We start from the raw sequence: 15,699 nt of genomic DNA, 5'->3' as shown, positions 1-15,699 counted from the left end.
ACCTCAGGTCAGGTACTGAAAAAGGCGATTGACATACTATTAGGCTTTCAGAGTGATGTTCTGATGCCTTCTCACCCCCGTGATGACGGCGTGTCGCTGCGGACCCGATGAGCTGAGCCGTGTTACCGAGGTCGAACTTTTCCTGTCGTGTCGTTGCTCAGTCGGGCCCCGGCCAGGCCGGTCCCGGCGAGGCAGCCGTCCACGAGGGCGCTGCGGCACTGTCCCGTCCCATGGGATCCAGCACCGAGGCATCGCGCTGACCAGGCATGATGCACTGTGCGGTGAGACGTGCCGAGGCTGGTGTCCCGGATTGTCGTCTCTGCCAGGGGGAAATGGAGAGTGGCGTCTCAGCTCGTCGTGACTGTGGGTCTGCGTTTCCAGTACCGACTGCCGAACATGATGGATGCCACGAACGAACAACGAACGGATACCACCAGGCGGACGGCGCTGCGCGGTCTGGGGCTCGCGCTGGGGGTGCCGCCCTGGCCGGCGGGTGCGGAGCCTCGCGAGCGGCGGCGAAGCCACGTCGCGGGCTCACCACCTACGTGCTGGTACACGGTACCCACAGCGCCGACCCGTTCTGGATGCCGATCGCGCGGGAGCTGACGCTGAGCGGTCACCACGTCGTCATGGTGGACCAGCCGCAGCATGGCACGGAGGCTTTCGTCCCGGAGTCGCACCAGCGGCAGGACCTCGAAGCGATGGCGGCCGAGCCATCCCCGCTGAAGGGCCTCGGGCTGGACGACTACGAGGCGCGCGTCACGGGCATCGTGCGGCGCGCGGCCAGGAACGGCCCGGCGGTGCTGGTCGGGCACAGCCTGGGTGGCGTGCACCGGCCGGAAGGTCCACGGTCTGGTCATCGGCTCGAACGGAGGCGGCCTGTCCTACGTCGCGGGCCTCGACGGGACGGTGCACCGGACGCGGACAGCGTCGCTGGACGAACCGGAGCTCGACCAAGTAGCCGGTGACCTGCGTCAGTTCCTCGAGCTGCTGGAAGAATCCTTGACACGCTTCACGACCGACGGCGAGCTGGGACCTTTGTAGGCCGGCTCGGGGTGCCCCTTTCCCGCCAGCCGCTGCCCCGCCTCGGCTACCGGCCCCGGAGGAGAAGACCGGGGTGCTGTGCTCCATCCAGTCGTCCGCGTCTGCTCGGTTCGGCATGAACGCGACGAGGGGTGCCGGGCCGGGTCTCGGACAGTGTCTGCTGGAGGTACGTGCCTGGTGGTCGCCTGGGTATCGTGCAGCAGCACGAGAATCAGGGGGACAGATGGCGGGCCGAGCTGACGTAGAGGCGTTGCAGCGGATTCTGCACAGCCAGTGGGGTGCGGACGAGCAGGTGGACTGGGCGGCAGCCGAAGCCGCCCTGGGGACTGCTCTTCCGTCCGACTATCGGGGCTTCATGGCGGTCTACGGTGGCGGCGGCATCGATGACCTGAGCGTTCTCCCGCCTCTGCCGACCGGGAACGGCTGGAAGGGGTCGATCACCGGTCACACTGCGGGGTTCCGGGAGCTGTGGGCCATGGAGGGCGGAGTACCCGGAATCCAGCTGAGTGCTGACCGGGTCCTGCCCTGGGCCAGCGGATGCAACGCGAACGAACTCGGCTGGCTGATGACCGGACCGGACCCTGACCAGTGGCCTGTGGTCGTGTTCAGACGGCACGACAGTCCCCACTGGGCACTGTTCGACTGTGGCATGGCCGCATTCCTCAGGCGGCTCATGACCGCCGACTTCGACGAGTGCCCCCTCAGCGACCTGTCGCTGTGGGGACGCGTGGGCACCTTCGTCCACCACGAGGAACAGGAACGCCGGTTCCACGCGGGCCTGGATCCGATGACCGGCGAACCAGACCCGTACGCCGGCATGTTCGACTGAGTGCCAGGCTTCGGCTCAGGAGCGGGAGCGAACCGCCTCGTCCCAGGCGCGAGGGCTGCGGTAGTGGTTGTGATGCCCCGCGGCGAGGACGTGGCGCAGTTCGGCGCGGTGTGGGGTATCGGCGGGGAGATCCAGCCGGTCGAGCAGAGAGAGCGCGGCTGCTGGTTCCAGGTCGCCGTAGATGTCGTGGAAGCCTGCCCGCAGAGCACGGAACAGCGCGGGGTGCAGGGCGGGCAGTTGCACGGCGGTGCGGTACGTGCGCTCTTTCACCGGCCACGGCACCGGGCCCGAGCACTCCAGAACCCGACGGGCCCGGCGGAGCCGAGCCTCCGATCGCTCCGCGACCACGCGGTCGATGTCGTTGCCGAGGACCTCGGTGAAAGCCGTCGCGGACGTGGTGCGGTCCTCGAACCAGTCCACCCACAGTGAGTAGGTGACCGCCTCGACGTCCCTGTCCGCCTCCAGCCGCCGTCGGTAGCCGTCCCACAGCACGCCGGCCGGCAGCGGGCCTGCCGCACTCGCGTTCGCGAACCGGATCTCGCAGGTGACCCAGTAGTCGTCGAGGAGGTCCAGCAGCCCGAACGCCAGTCGCAGCTGCTCGGCTGCATCCAGGTCTTCGGCGAATACCTCGCCGGCCCAGGAGTGCGCCACCTGGTTGGCGGTGAGCAGCACGTCCGGCTCCTCGTCGCTCATCCACCCCTCGCGCACCTGCCTGATGCCCCGCTCCGCAAGCCAGCGCCGCCCAGCCTCCACGGCCTGCATCTCCATCCGGGAAGTATGACAACCCCTGCCAAGAGGCCGAACTAAGCGGCGCAAGCCATGTATCAGGACGAGCCGACTGTGGAGCATCAACAGATGTGGCCCCTCCCCTTCCCGCCTCGCGGGACGGGGCTGCTGAACGGCACCCCCGCGCTCCCGCCGGGCGGAACGCCGCCGTCCGTCGCGGCGGCGGCTGCCACCGGTGAAGGCAGGCTGCTGTCTGCCGCCGTCCCCGGGCCGCGCGGCGTGCCACCGCCGTTCGAGCAGACGGCCCCGTGGATGAGTGAGCAGAGCGCGCCCCCGCCCGGTGAGTTCGGCACGTGGCTGTCCGGGCAGGGAGCGGACGCCTACGCCCTGGTGTGGCTCGACCCGCCCGGCCAGCTAGCCGGCTGGTCCGGTGGCGTGGAGTCGGAGCTGCCGAGGCTGGGGGAGACGGGTATCGCCCGTCCCGGGTTCGACCTCGCACGGGTCTCGGTGCAGGAGGTCGTCTACGGCCGTGAGGAGGCGCTGCGACGGTGGCTGGACCTGGACACGGGCGCCCGCATGCTGGCCGGCCCCGACGGTCTGCGCGAACGCACTCCGGACGAGCTCGCCGTCGTCCTGCACGAGGCGGACGACGCCTGGCTCAGCCGCCGACTGGCCGACGGCCCGAGGCGCGCCTGCGCGTCAGTCCCAGGCGTTGAAGAGCACTCCGCCCAGCCTGGTGATGCCGTAGAGGCGGATCTCGCGCCACTCGCCCTGGGTGAGGACCGAGGTGTCAACGTCTGCGAGCGGCAGCGTGAGCTCCCCGTGATCGAGCACGACGAAGCCCAGGTCGGTGAAGCTACGGGCGCACGGCGGCGGGGCAAGGAACTCCTCGGTGTACCAGTCCCGGCGCTCCTGAGCGAACGCGATCCAGGGGTGATGGGCGTGACACAGCACGACGTGCTCGGTCGTGCCCGCGAGGACCGCCGCGGTGTGGAACGTACGCGGGTACGCCTGTTCCTCGACCTCGCCCACACTGCTCTGGTCTGCCTCGGCGTGACCGTCGGCGCGCTCGACGTCGCCGCGATCGCCGTGGCCGACCGGCAGGACGCCTCCTGGCTGGCGGGCGCACTGCCCGCTGTGTTCTCCGGCGCGGGCCTGGCCGGCGGCGTGGTCTTCGCCCGCTGCCAGCCCGCCACCCCCCCGGCCGCGTCATCTCCTCCTGCTGGGGACGGTGTTCGCGGCGTGCTGGCTGCCCCTGATCGTCCGCTCCCGGCCCCCGTGGTGCTCGCCGCGGTGTTGCTGCCCGGCGCGCTGTTCGTCCCGGTGCTTACCGTGGCCGGTCTGGCGGTGACCGCGCTGGCCCCGCTGGGGACGACCACGGAGGGGGTCGGTTGGATGTCCAGCGCGATCCGCCTCGGGCTGGCCGCAGGCACCGCCCTGGCCGGGCCCCTCGACGGCCACTTCGCGCTGCCGCTGATGGCCGCCGCCCTGGGCGTGCTCATACTCACCGCCTGCACCCACACCCGCGCGCCCGCCACCGCGTGAGCACCGGAGCAGGGCCCGCCATCACCAAGATGACCACTCACCCCGGGTCAGCCCTGGCGCACGTCGGCTGCTGCTCCGGAGCCGGGCTGGAGGACACGACACCGTGTCACGATGTCCCGCAGCGGCTTCGAAGCAGTTCCACACCATCGCCTTCGAGATCGTCCACGTACGTGGCGCGACCAGTCATGGCCATGATCAAGGCCACGGTGCGGCCGGACACGAGGGGCCCCGAACCGCTGGTGAACGGGCTGTCATCGGCCACGAGCCGCAGGCCGCTGATGCGGCCCTTGGCGACGACTACAAGGTCTGACCCCTGGTAGTACCCGGCCGTCCTCGCCACGACATCGACCGGATAGTCACGGCGGATGCCCAGCGGGCGCCGGATGTCTTCGCCGTGCACGATCGTCTCGCCCAGCATGGCGATGGCAGGCAGGGGAGGCTTGGTCGTGCTCGGGACGGTGCGCCGGAAACGTTCAAGAGTCTCGCCCGGGGTCGTGCCGAGTTGCTGGGCCAGCCGCATGGCCACCTGCTTGTCGAAGTCGAACCGGCAGCGGATCACACCCGCCAGCCAGCGCATCGTATTGAGGCTCGCGCCCGCGGTCAGGTGCGCCAGCACCTCACGCGCTGTCAGGCCAGTGCAAAGCGACGGCGTCGCCCACTGCTCGTCCGTCAGATCTGCCAGATCGGCTGCCAGCGCCGCTCTCTCAGCGTGGATCAAGGGCCACACCCCGGCGTCACGCTTGCGGTCCGCTGTCAATGCCGCGTTACTCATATGGGCTGTACTCCTGTCCAGAATCGTGAACTGCGTGCCCCGGCCCCCGCAGGACTTCGACAGGGGCATTCCCGAAGGAGACTGTTGCTCCCGAGGAATGTCATCGCCGTTGAGCAATCTTTCTCCTGTCGCCTGAACCCGGATCGCACCCACACGGCAGTCACCACAACTGCCAAGCTCACCATGGGCTGCCCAAGGCTGTCAGCCCTCACGAACTCTCCCACCCGGCTGATCAGCTAAGTACTGCCCGAAGCAATTGGCAGACGTTGCCGCTCCCGCTGACACAACCGGTCACCGCCCCCCGGCCGCGTCATCTCCTCCTGCTGGGGACGGTGTTCGCGGCGTGCTGGCTGCCCCTGATCGTCCGCTCCCGGCCCCCGTGGTGCTCGCCGCGGTGTTGCTGCCCGGCGCGCTGTTCGTCCCGGTGCTTACCGTGGCCGGTCTGGCGGTGACCGCGCTGGCCCCGCTGGGGACGACCACGGAGGGGGTCGGTTGGATGTCCAGCGCGATCCGCCTCGGGCTGGCCGCAGGCACCGCCCTGGCCGGGCCCCTCGACGGCCACTTCGCCCTCCCGCTGATGGCCGCCGCCGTGGGCGCGCTCGTGCTCTCAGCCCGCACCCACACCCGTCGCCGCGTGAGTAGGTGAGTCGCAACGGGCCGACGCCGGCAGGTGGGGCGAGGTCGAAGTCCGTGCGGGGAGGACGCCGTTGCTTTCGGATGTTACTCACCTCAAATGTCCAATAGTTACAGTCCCGTCCGACCGCCCCCCTTGCGGACATGTGGGGAATGATCGGCGGTGACCTGGGCATAGGCTCGGTGCCGTCGCCGAACGCGACGGGGGAGGAACACGATGACGACCGTGAAGTACTGGCAGGAGGACGCCGCCTGCCGCGGCGCCGACCCGGACGAACTGTTCGCCGAGAGCACCCGTCAGAGGCGGGCCAAGGCTGTCTGCGAGGGCTGCCCCGTACGCATCGACTGCCTGGTGGAAGCACTCGACAACCGCATCGAGTGGGGTGTGTGGGGCGGCATGACCGAGCGCGAACGCCGCGCACTGCTGCGCCGCAGACCGGGCGTTGCTTCCTGGCGGCACGTCCTGGACAGCGCGCGCGTCGAGCAGCAGCAGCCGCAGGCCAGCTGACCGGCCGCCGGTCAGCGGCGGCGAACAGTCCTGGTCACCTTTCAACGAGGTGTCCCCGCCCTCTGGCGCCCGGGCCGCCTGCCGGGACGCCCGGCCCGATGTCGCACCGCTTGTCTCCCGCCGGGCGTCACCGCCGGCCGAACCCTGTAGCTCGACCACCTCGCCCCCAGAATCCGTCGGCGTGGACCCGTCGTGAGAGGCATGGTTGCCCGACCCGAACAGCTTCTGGTTCGAGGAGCCTTTCGACTCCTTCGATAGTCTGCGTCACCATGATGCGCGCTTGGTTACTGCCCATTCTGCTTGTGCTCTGCGGCTCAGTCGTCGCGACTGGGCAGATCGCCAAAGGGAGCCTCGGCACAGCCGCAGCACTTCTGCCGCCGTTTCTGGCGCTCGCGGGCGTGAACTCGCCTCTGATGTTCCCGAGATCGATCGGTGCGGGGGAGGCCCAACGCCGCAGCGTGGTCGACGGTCGGCCAATCGTGTTCTGGCGTCCGGGGTGCAAGTACTGCATGAGACTGCGCATCCGGCTGGGCCGCAGCGCCCGTCAGTTGCATTGGGTCAACATCTGGCGTGACCCGGCAGGAGCTGCAGCGGTGAGGGCAGCCAACGACGGCAATGAGACCGTGCCGACCGTCGTCGTGGCGGGCCAGCTACACACCAACCCCGATCCCGCATGGGTGCGCGAACAGCTCCCCCTACCGCGTGATCGGAAGCCGCGCCCTACGGAGAGGCGACCGCAGACCCAAGCGGACAGAGGTTAAAACCACAGGTGCATCTCCATCCTCCATTTCATCGCTGGGTTGCAGCGGGAGCCGCCGAGAGTGTCGGTCGGGTTGCGGGTCAGACAGGTTCCAGCAGAACGGCGGGCAGGGACCCGCTGACGATCACCTCCCTGGGCAGCGAGAGCCCGAAGAACTCTTCGACGACGCCCAGTGCCACGCGGTGGACGTCCCTGTGGCCACGTTCCGGGTCGGGAAGGCCGGCGGCCGGGAGCCGCTCCTGCAGACCTGTGGTCGTGACGGGATCGCCGTCGACCTTCTCGTAGCCCCATGACCGGTCCAGGTGCAGGTTGAAGGCGGCCAGCACCCGGCCGTCCTGGAAGGAGGCGAACTGGGGCGGCACCGGCTTGCCGTTCTCCTCCTCGTACTCCAGGAGGCAGACATGCGCGCCGCCGTCGGAGAGGGGTGCCAGGGGTCCGAAGGCGGATTGCCAGCCGCCGTACGCCACCGCGTAAGACCAGTCGCCGGCAGAGCCGAGGCGCAGCCCGACGTCGTAGTCGTCGTCCATGAGCTCCAGGAGCGAGGCTCCCGAGTGGTCCCCGACCGGCACGACCACGTGCTCAGCGTCGTACAGCAGGGCCGCCGCAAGACGCTCGGCGAGCGTCTGCGGCGAGAGTCCTCGGGCCATCACCACGTGATAGCCCCCGAAGGCTATGGCCTGCCGGTCAGCGAGCCAGGTCATTCCGTCTGTCATGACCGACATCCTGACCGCTGCCTCTGACAGCACACGAACCTCTCCTGGGAACCAGCCCGGACCGTCTGCCGGGACGCCCGGTCCGACATTGCGCCGCTGCTCTCCCGCAGGGCGGGACGCTCTGCGCCAGCGGCCCCGTGCCTTCGCCTGTCGTGCCGACACAGACTACGGCCGGGCGCGGCCCCGGCGGAGAGTTTCGGGCTCGATGCATCGCGGCCATGCGCGAGGAGGGCGACCTGCCGGCCTTCCTGTGCCTGCGGATCCGCCCCGACCGCACCGCAGCCTCGTCGCGGTCACCACCCGTTCGAACCGGTCGAAGGCCGAACAGGAACCGGCCCAGTGGCTGCCGCCGGCCGCCGAGGCGCATTGCCAGTACGTCGCCGAGTGGGTGGGTACGAAGCTCCGCTGGGCGCTGTCGGCGGACGAGGCCGAGGCGGCAGCCCTGCAGGAAGCAGGCAGCGCACCCTTCCGCGGGCGACGCGCCAAGCCGATGCGCCGGGAGAACCGTCTCGGCGCCGGTATCTCAACGCGGCCGGAGCCGGCCTGGGCTGGGTGCTGGCGATGCTCACGGTCCTTTGGCTGCTGGGCGTCGGCGCGGTCACTCGCTGAGCTTCGCGGCTGCCGTCGCGGTCCACTCCTGCGGCTGTCCAGCAACACGGAGGGCGTCCTCAATCTCCCTGAGCTTCACGGAGGACAGCACGCCTGCCCGCTCGACCAGGTCGTCCCGGGACACGGTGGTCAGCCACGTGCAAGGGGTGAAGCCTGGACGCGGGAACGCGAACCGCAGCACGCCTTCAAAGGGCAGTCCGTCCGTGGCGCCCACGGCCACTTCGATGCCCAGACCGCTGATGTCGACGCCCGCCGGAGCGACGACCTGCATCACCCGGAGCCCGGACGCCTCGTCTCCCGGCAGCAGCACGACCGGCCGTCGCTCATCGAACTCGACCCACCAGACTTCGCCGTGTTGCATATGTCCTCCTTGCGCGATCTGCGGTGAGGGCGCTGTGAAAACGGGTGCGGCCACCGTTGATCATCGGTGTGTGAAGACTGAAGATCGTGCAGTGGCCGCAGGTCACAGCGTAGACCGTGCCCGGTGGCAGGAGTCGTTCGAGGGCGCCTGATGCAGCGGATCGCGGGCCGCTTCGCGCGGGTTGAACCCCGGCGTCGGGTGCAGGACTTGGTCCTTGGACTGCTCTCGGACCTGCCGCGCTAGAACTGCTGGACCATAGCCGAGCACATCGGGGACACCACCCCGGACGGGCTGCAGCACCTGCTCGGGCGGGCAAAGTGGGACGCCGACCTGCTCCGCGACGACCTGCGCGGCTACGTGCTGGAGCATCTGGCGGACGAGCAGGCCGTGCTCGCGGTGGACGAGACCGGAGACCTGAGGAAGGGCACGCACACGGTTGGCGTCCAACGCCAGTACACCGGCATCGCCGGCAGGATCGAGAACGCCCAGGTCGCCGTCTACCTCACCTGCACCCCCCGGCACGGGCACGCAGGTATCGACCGTGCCCTGTACTTGCCCAAGTCCCGGACCGGCGACATCGAACGCCGCCGCAGGCCCCTCCCGGCCGGTTGATTGAGTATCCGTGGAACTGGCTTTCCGGATGTTCACGGACGCGGAGCGGCGCCTAGGTTCAGGTGTCGGCCCACCGGACTCGCAGGACCGCGCAGCAACTGCGCGGAATCCCGCCCAGCCTCGGTCGGTCAGCACGTGCACGGGCGTGTGGAACGAGCCGCGCATGCCGCTTAACGGCTGTCCCGAGCCGTAGGGCATGGCGCGCTGCTTTTCAGTGGTCGGCCGAGCGTGCTCCGCGGCGCGCCTCGACGCCGAAAAGCTCTTCCGCACGCCCGGGCACGCATGCCCGCTGAAGGCTCGAGGTGCACCCGGTGGCTGCTCGCGAATGTGGGTTGTCCGCCATTGCTGAATCGCCCCGTGGGTATAGCGGTCCCAACGAGGAGAGGCAGCGGTAATTCTGCTCTTGTGTGTGTCCGGTTATGTCGTCGTCTTGGTACGGTGCGGCGATGAGCGACGATGACGGCGTGATCACGGCGCGTGGTTCCGCTGTGCGGACCGTGGCACGCGTCCTCGCCGAGGAGCGTGCCGAACCGCTGCTGCTGTTCGTCGAAGGTGCCGCAGGCGAGGGAAAGAGCCATCTGCTTCAGGAACTGGCCGACCTGTCCGAGAGTGCGGACACGCCGCGCCGGTGGTGGCAGTGCGGAGCCGGTGGGATGCCGTCGCAGGGGGATGAGAACCCGGACATACCGACCCTGTGGCTCGTGGACGATGTCCACCGGGCGGATGGGGACGAACTCGGGCGCCTGCGCCAGGTGCTGGAGGGGCTCGGGCCGGGCTCGGCGGCCGCGGTGACCTATCGCCCCGAGGAACTCCGCGTACCCGGTCTGCCTCTGGGCGCCCTGCCGATGATGTACCCGTCCCGGATGACGGTGCTCCGGCGCCGACTGGCGCCCTGGGACGAGGGACGCGTACGCCAGGCTGTCGTGCAGGCACTGGGCGAAGGCTGTTCGGCCGAGGCGGTGCGCAGGCTGCACGAGCGGACCGGCGGAGTGCCCCGGGTGGTCGTCGACCTCCTCGCCGTACTGCGGGAGCAGCGGCCGGCGTTCAGTGGCACGGCCGCCGAGGTGGAAGCGGCCGGTACGCCGGCCCGGCTGGCGGAGCTGGTGCTGAGCCGTACGCACGCACTGGCTCCCGAGGACCGGCCGGTGGTCTGGGCGGCCGCCGTCTTCGACGGCCCCGTCGGCCGCGACGAACTGCTCGCGGTGTCGGGGCTCGGACATCTGCCGGGGAACGCCGCGCTGCTGCGGGCCCTCGAGCGCGCGGCACTCGCGGAGCTCGGCGACGACCGTTACGGCTTCGCCGTCCCGCTCGCGGCGCCGGCCGTGCGAGCCTCCCTGCCCGGACCCGTACGCCAGGATCTCCACGGGCGGGCGGCGAAAGCCCTGGGTCGCAGGCAGCCCGTGCCCTGGGCCGCCGTGGCCGAGCACCACAGGGCAGCCGGCGACAGTCGCAGATGGATCAACGCGGTGGAGAAGGCCGCCGAGTCGGCGGCGGCCTCCAGCCGGCACCAGGAAGCCATCACGCTGCTGGAACGGACGCTTGCCACCCCCGGCCTCCCTCCCCAGGTCCGCTCCCGGCTGGCACCGCTGCTGGCCCGCAGCGCGGTGACCGGGCTGCGCTCGGACCAGACCGTCGAAGTCCTCGCGCAGATCGTGCAAGATGCGTCCCTCCCCGCGGCCGTACGCGGAGAGCTGCGGCTCGACCTGGGTCTGATGCTGTGCAACCAGATGGGACGGTACCCCGAGGGCTGGCGAGCCCTGGAGACCGCAGCCGCCGAACTGCGCGAGGTGCGCCCCGGCCTGGCCGCACGTGCCATGGGAGCCCTGTCCAGCCCCTTCTGGCCGGGCAACTCCATCGACGTCCACCAGGAGTGGCTCGTCAAGGCCATCGCCGCCGCGGACGCGAGCGGAGACGACGCGATGTGTACGGCGGTCCTGGCCAACAGAGTCGCCCTGGCGACGAGTTGCGCCGAGCCGGACGCGTGGGAGTTGGTACGCAGGCTGCCCAGGGACACCACCGACCCCGCCCGCGCCGGACAAGCGGCACGCGGCCTGTGCAACGCCGCGGACTCCGCCGTCTGGCTCGGCCTGCACGAGCGGGCGGCCGACCTGCTCGCGGAGGGACGGGACTTGTCCGCACGAAGCGGTGCCCCCTACTTCGAGCACAACGCGCTGGGGGCACAACTGCTCCAGGAATGGTGGACCGGCCAGTGGCCGGGCTTGGCCAAGCGGTGCGAGGACTTCGTCGCGGCGACCGCCGACATGCCGCTCATCGCCTCCGACGCCTACGTCGTCCGCGGCCTGCTCGCCCTCGCCCAGGGCGACTGGGGGGAGGCGGCGTCCTGGCTGTCGCAGCGCGGGACGTTCGGCAGGGAAGACCTTCCCGTGCCCCTGGCCACGACGGCGGCCGGCGCCCTGATCCGCCTCGCTCTGGCCCGCCAGGAGACGCAGACCGCGGCGGAACAAGCACGTGCCGCTTGGTCGGTGGTGGCCGAGAAGGGGGTGTGGCCGTGGGCCGCGGAACTCGCGCCGTGGGCCGTGGAAGCGCTGGCGCGCGAGGGCGACAGCGCCACGGCGCAGGCCATGGTCCGGGACTTCGCCCAGGGCCTCGGCCCGGGCGACGCGCCCGCCGCCAGGGCCGCGCTGATCTGGAGCCGGGCCGTGCTCGCCGAAACGGACGCGCCGGCCCGGGGCGGGCGGGACGGACTGCTGCGGGCCGCGGAGCTGTACCGGGAGGCCGCGGCGGCCTACGGGGAGCTGCCCCGCCCCTACACGCAGGCATTGACGGCGGAGGGAGCCGCGCGCTGCGTGCTCGCGGCGCACATCGATGCCGGTCCCAGCCCGATCGCGGAGGGCTTGCGCACCGACGCGTCGCCGGAACCGGCGGCCGACTGCGCCTCAGCCCCGTCGGCGGTGGCCGAACTGGAAGCCTGCGCTCAGCGCTTCACCGATCTGGGTGCAGTCTGGGACGCGGCTCGGACCAGGGCCCTGTTGCGTACACGGCAGCCCGCCAGGAAGGGTCGCCCTCCCGGACGCCCCTCACACGCCGACGAGTTGTCCCCCCGGGAGGCGGAGGTCGCACAGCTCGCGGTCTCCGGACTGACCAACCGGGAGATCGCCGCGACCCTGCACCTGTCTCCCCGCACGGTGGAGCAGCACATCGCCCGCGCCATGCGCAAGACCGGCGCGCTCTCCCGTCGTGACCTCGCCCACCGACTGGGAGGCGGTCCTGAAACGGTGGGCGCCCCCTCGCCCACCAGGGACAGCTGTCCCGTCAGGGCAAGTGAGACCTGCTGAGCCGGAGCCTTCTGTCCTGCCCCCAGGCGTCCACGGTCGCGGCCGTCCAGTCGAGCACCCAGCCGGGGCGCAGCCCCCGGGCCGACCAGCCGTCCGGACGCCGACCGGGGACCGGAAGGCTCGCCATCTGCGCGGCGGTGGCCGTGTCACAGGTCTCACGCGCCATGCGGAGGGCTGCAGACCAGGTGTCGGCCGCCCCGGTGAAGACGTGTAGCCCGCACTGCTCAGGCCGTACGGGATTCCGGATGGGGACATGGACCTGGAAGAAGATTTTGGCCACGGCGCCTGCTCCTTGTCTGCGCGTCTTCCCATCGGACCGCACCAAGGTACGAATCAGCCTGATCCGTGAATATCCGGGATCGGCCCATTACGTATACGTATCCCTGTCCCCGTCTGGGACGACTCCGGAGATGTCGCGGATGCTTCGAGTTTTCTGCGTATCCGTGAATACGCCCGACTGATACAACAGCGAACGCGACTCCCTTATGGTTCAGTGCGCCGACGTCGAGTGCTCCTTCCTATTCAACAGAAGTCCCACTGTTTCTGTTAATTGAATTTCCTGCCGCAGGTACCTTGAAATTCGAGAAATCGTTGCGCGATAGTTCGGGTCCACGGCGGGTCGATGACCCACCGTCAGACAGGAACTGCCTCGACCTGGTGCGCAGTTGCGCCCCGGTCGTAACCCCCCCGTTGGGTTCCTGTCTGTCACCCGGAAGGAATCAACGTGCGCAACTCTCGTAAGTACCGCCTGGCTGCGGTCGGTATCGCGCTCTCGGCATCCGCGGTCCTGGGGACCCAGACCGTGGCGCAGGCTCAGAGCACGACGGACGCCACCCCCCGCTACCAGCCCGAGATGGTCCGGGCCCTGGCCGCTTCGCTCGGTGTGAGCGAGGAGGCCGCGGCCGACCGCCTGGACCGGCAGGACGCCCAGCAGGCCAAGCTCGCCGAGCTCGCCAAGAGAGGGATAGCCGGCGACGGAGCCTTCTTCGACGCATCCGGCAAGCTGATCGTCAACGCCACCGACACCGCCGAGGCGGCCAGGATCGAGAAGGCCGGCCTCGACGCCCGGGTGCCTGCCCGTGGCAAGGCTGCACTCGACAAGGTCAAGGCCGAACTGGACGCCCTCGCAGCCGAGAAGGTCCCCTCCGGAGTGGTCGCCTGGTCCGTGGACATGGCCGCCGACAAGGTGACGGTCAAGGTCAACAACGACCGGGGAGCGGCCGCCAAGGCGTTCCTCGCCAAGGCCGCCGAGCACGGCTCCGCCGTCCAGATCGTACGGGGCCAGGAGAAGCTCGAGGCCAAGGCCGCGATCTACCCCGGCAGCAAGATGACGTTCAACGACACCACCCAGTGGTGTTCCGTCGGATACGGGGCCCGCGACCGGTCGGGCAACCAGTACCTGGTGAGCGCCGGGCACTGCATCGTGAACACCCTGCGCTACGACGGCGCGGCCTTCGCCAAGGGCTACAAGACCCGCTACGCGCTCGGCACCCGCAGCGTCGACATGGGCACAGCGACCATCAACTCCGGTCACTCGATCACCACCAGCGTCGGCACCTGGGGGCAGGCGAGCGGCAACGTGGCCGTCAAGGGCAGCAGCCGCGCCGCGTCCGGCGCCGCCCTCTGCAAGTCCGGTGCGACGACCGGCTGGACCTGCGGCACGGTCGGCTCCTACAACAACACCGTCACCTACATCGACCGCAACGGAGGTCCGGACACGGTCGTCAGCGGCCTGGCTTCCTCCAGCGTCTGCGTCGAGGGCGGTGACAGCGGCGGTGCGTACATCTCCGGCAACCAGGCTCAGGGCATGACCTCCGGCGGCCCGACCAACCAGCAGTGCACCGGCGGGGTCTACTCCCGCGGCTCGTCGTACTTCCAGCCTCTCGATGACGCCCTCAGCTACTACGGGCTGACGCTCAACACCAACTGAGCGTATCCGTAGCAGGGCCGGCCAGGGGTCGCTCGCGAGACATGCCGAGCGGCCCCCGGCTGCCTTCGCGACGGACGCCCGGCCCCGTCCAGTCGCAGACCGTCCTAGTCCGACAAGCCCTCCGCCCGCTGGAAGACGCCATGCCCAACGCCCTCCAAGCCGACGACCCGTACCTGATGTTCGCGACCGCGTTCAACGAGGCCCTGCGACAGCGAGGACTGCCGCTTGACCACGTACGCGACCACCTCCAGTCGCACGGGATCAGCCTCAGCCTCGCCACCCTCAGCTACTGGCGAAGCGGCCGCAGCCAGCCCGAGAGACTCCAGTCCCTGCGCGCCGTCGACATCATGGAACCCCTTCTCGGCCTCCCGAGCGGCGCCCTGCGGTCGCTGCTGAGACACCGGCCTCGCGGCTGGGCCCCGCCTCACGACCCGGCCGCCGTTCGCGGCGTCTACGGCGAGAACTCCGACGTCGAGAAGGTCCTCGGCGACGCTTTCCCCTACCTCAACGCCGACCTGCGGCGGCTGGTCGTCCACGAAGCGGTGAACGTGAACGAGCACCGCCTCGTCGACGAGATTCGCGTCACCGTCGCAGTCAGAGCCACCCAAGACGACGCGCGCCACCTGACGGTCATTCACACCCTGGACTCGTGGACGGCCGACACGGTCGACTTCACCGTTCCCCACGGGCCGGCCCCGAGCATCCGATTCCGCCCGGAACTGAACTGCGTGATCGCCGACATCCCGCTCGGCCGCCGACTGGCCAGGAACGAGACCGCGGTTGTCGAGTACACACTCCGCTCCGCCTCCACCGCGGGCATTTCAGACCAGTACGAACGCCGTACCGCCACACCCCTGCAGATGTACCTGCTGCACATACAGTTCCACCCCCTGGCGGTGCCGTCCAGGTGCTGGCACTACTACCGCAGGCAACTCGGCATCAAGCCCTTGAACCGGCAGTTCGCGCCCCTGGACGACTCCCACACCACCCACCTGCTGCCTACGAAGTGCCCACCCGGCGCGTACGGCATCGAATGGCAGTGGACGGACTGAAGCACGCTCCGAAAAGCCTCCGACTCTGTCAGGACGGTGTCCCGCGTCCACGTTGCGGGAGCGGCCCGCTCGTCGAAGGGCCGCAGATGACTGCTGCACAGCCCGCTCGATCTACGCGGCCCGTGGGTCCACGGTCGCCGGCCTGCCGCAGAGCCGTAAGGCGCCCGTGCTGGTAGGGGCTCAGCCGGGTGCTGCCGTCCCGGCTCCTCTTCGGGGTGAAGCCCAAAACTGCGCGGCAGCCCGGGGAGCGACTGCCTCGACATCCAGACCCTCCCGTGGGGCGAAGAGGTGCGAGAACACTGGGCATCG

13 protein-coding genes and 3 pseudogenes are annotated in these 15,699 nt (G+C 69.9%); 12 read left to right on the top strand and 4 right to left on the bottom strand.

Annotated elements, in window-relative coordinates; all coding sequences use genetic code 11:
* Positions 1-396: 396 nt before the first annotated feature.
* The 3 genes and pseudogenes from ACIRG6_RS06685 to ACIRG6_RS06675 all read left to right on the top strand — a co-directional run.
* Positions 397-830 (top strand): annotated as a pseudogene (locus ACIRG6_RS06685) (alpha/beta fold hydrolase); the annotation flags it as partial.
* Entirely contained in the window at positions 823-1,044 is a 222-nt protein-coding gene (locus ACIRG6_RS06680; protein ID WP_403321847.1) for a hypothetical protein, read from the top strand. The pseudogene ACIRG6_RS06685 and the gene ACIRG6_RS06680, both read left to right, overlap by 8 nt.
* A 223-nt stretch (positions 1,045-1,267) precedes the next feature.
* Positions 1,268-1,873: a hypothetical protein gene (locus ACIRG6_RS06675; RefSeq protein WP_403321247.1), complete on the top strand. Its 606-nt coding sequence runs from the start codon at positions 1,268-1,270 to the stop codon at positions 1,871-1,873.
* 15 nt (positions 1,874-1,888) lie between these two features.
* Here ACIRG6_RS06675 and ACIRG6_RS06670 read toward each other — a convergent pair whose 3' ends face one another.
* Positions 1,889-2,641 carry a hypothetical protein gene (locus ACIRG6_RS06670; RefSeq protein WP_403321244.1) on the bottom strand — a complete coding sequence of 251 codons (753 nt, stop codon included), beginning with the start codon at positions 2,639-2,641 and terminating at the stop codon, positions 1,889-1,891.
* A gap of 270 nt (positions 2,642-2,911) precedes the next feature.
* Between ACIRG6_RS06670 and ACIRG6_RS06665 the strand changes: the two genes are divergently transcribed.
* Entirely contained in the window at positions 2,912-4,144 is a 1,233-nt protein-coding gene (locus ACIRG6_RS06665; RefSeq protein WP_403321242.1) for an MFS transporter, read from the top strand.
* Between the two features lie 106 nt (positions 4,145-4,250).
* On the opposite strand, the gene ACIRG6_RS06660 is transcribed toward ACIRG6_RS06665, so the two are convergent.
* Positions 4,251-4,916 (bottom strand): maleylpyruvate isomerase family mycothiol-dependent enzyme, encoded by a 666-nt coding sequence (locus tag ACIRG6_RS06660; RefSeq protein WP_403321239.1) that lies wholly within the window; start codon positions 4,914-4,916, stop codon positions 4,251-4,253.
* Between the two features lie 343 nt (positions 4,917-5,259).
* Here ACIRG6_RS06660 and ACIRG6_RS06655 point away from each other — a divergent pair, with 343 nt between their 5' ends.
* The 3 genes from ACIRG6_RS06655 (at position 5,260) to ACIRG6_RS06645 (ending at position 6,818) form a co-directional block, all read left to right on the top strand.
* The gene (locus ACIRG6_RS06655; protein ID WP_403321238.1) at positions 5,260-5,562 is read left to right on the top strand and encodes a hypothetical protein; all 303 of its coding nucleotides are present in this window, start codon (positions 5,260-5,262) and stop codon (positions 5,560-5,562) included.
* A gap of 204 nt (positions 5,563-5,766) precedes the next feature.
* Positions 5,767-6,057 carry a WhiB family transcriptional regulator gene (locus ACIRG6_RS06650; protein WP_364684438.1) on the top strand — a complete coding sequence of 97 codons (291 nt, stop codon included), beginning with the start codon at positions 5,767-5,769 and terminating at the stop codon, positions 6,055-6,057.
* Between the two features lie 269 nt (positions 6,058-6,326).
* Positions 6,327-6,818: a glutaredoxin domain-containing protein gene (locus ACIRG6_RS06645; protein WP_403321232.1), complete on the top strand. Its 492-nt coding sequence runs from the start codon at positions 6,327-6,329 to the stop codon at positions 6,816-6,818.
* A 79-nt stretch (positions 6,819-6,897) separates the two neighbouring features.
* Here ACIRG6_RS06645 and ACIRG6_RS06640 read toward each other — a convergent pair whose 3' ends face one another.
* On the bottom strand, positions 6,898-7,530 hold the full coding sequence (locus ACIRG6_RS06640) for a hypothetical protein (RefSeq protein WP_403321229.1): 633 nt from the start codon (positions 7,528-7,530) through the stop codon (positions 6,898-6,900).
* A gap of 280 nt (positions 7,531-7,810) precedes the next feature.
* Between ACIRG6_RS06640 and ACIRG6_RS06635 the strand changes: the two are divergent.
* Positions 7,811-7,990 (top strand): annotated as a pseudogene (locus ACIRG6_RS06635) (HNH endonuclease); the annotation flags it as partial.
* A gap of 138 nt (positions 7,991-8,128) precedes the next feature.
* On the opposite strand, the gene ACIRG6_RS06630 reads toward ACIRG6_RS06635, so the two are convergent.
* A complete protein-coding gene (locus ACIRG6_RS06630) occupies positions 8,129-8,500 on the bottom strand; it encodes a type II toxin-antitoxin system PemK/MazF family toxin (RefSeq protein WP_403321227.1) in 372 nt (123 codons plus the stop codon).
* Positions 8,501-8,591: 91 nt separating this feature from the next.
* On the opposite strand from ACIRG6_RS06630, the pseudogene ACIRG6_RS06625 reads away from it, so the two are divergent.
* From ACIRG6_RS06625 to ACIRG6_RS06610, 4 genes and pseudogenes are all read left to right on the top strand, one after another.
* Positions 8,592-9,091: pseudogene (locus ACIRG6_RS06625) on the top strand (IS701 family transposase); the annotation flags it as partial.
* A 467-nt stretch (positions 9,092-9,558) separates the two neighbouring features.
* Positions 9,559-12,408: a helix-turn-helix transcriptional regulator gene (locus ACIRG6_RS06620; protein WP_403321224.1), complete on the top strand. Its 2,850-nt coding sequence runs from the start codon at positions 9,559-9,561 to the stop codon at positions 12,406-12,408.
* 724 nt (positions 12,409-13,132) lie between these two features.
* Positions 13,133-14,338, top strand: coding sequence for a S1 family peptidase (locus ACIRG6_RS06615; RefSeq protein WP_364684450.1), 1,206 nt, complete (start codon positions 13,133-13,135; stop codon positions 14,336-14,338).
* Between the two features lie 140 nt (positions 14,339-14,478).
* Positions 14,479-15,390, top strand: coding sequence for a hypothetical protein (locus ACIRG6_RS06610; protein ID WP_364684452.1), 912 nt, complete (start codon positions 14,479-14,481; stop codon positions 15,388-15,390).
* The last annotated feature ends 309 nt before the right edge of the window (positions 15,391-15,699 follow it).

It is taken from the genome of Streptomyces flaveolus (genome assembly GCF_044765825.1).
GTDB classification, from domain to species: Bacteria; Actinomycetota; Actinomycetes; order Streptomycetales; family Streptomycetaceae; genus Streptomyces; species Streptomyces flaveolus.
The sequence above is the reverse complement of the archived record's forward strand: the minus strand, read 5'-3'. Positions and strand labels throughout refer to the sequence as shown.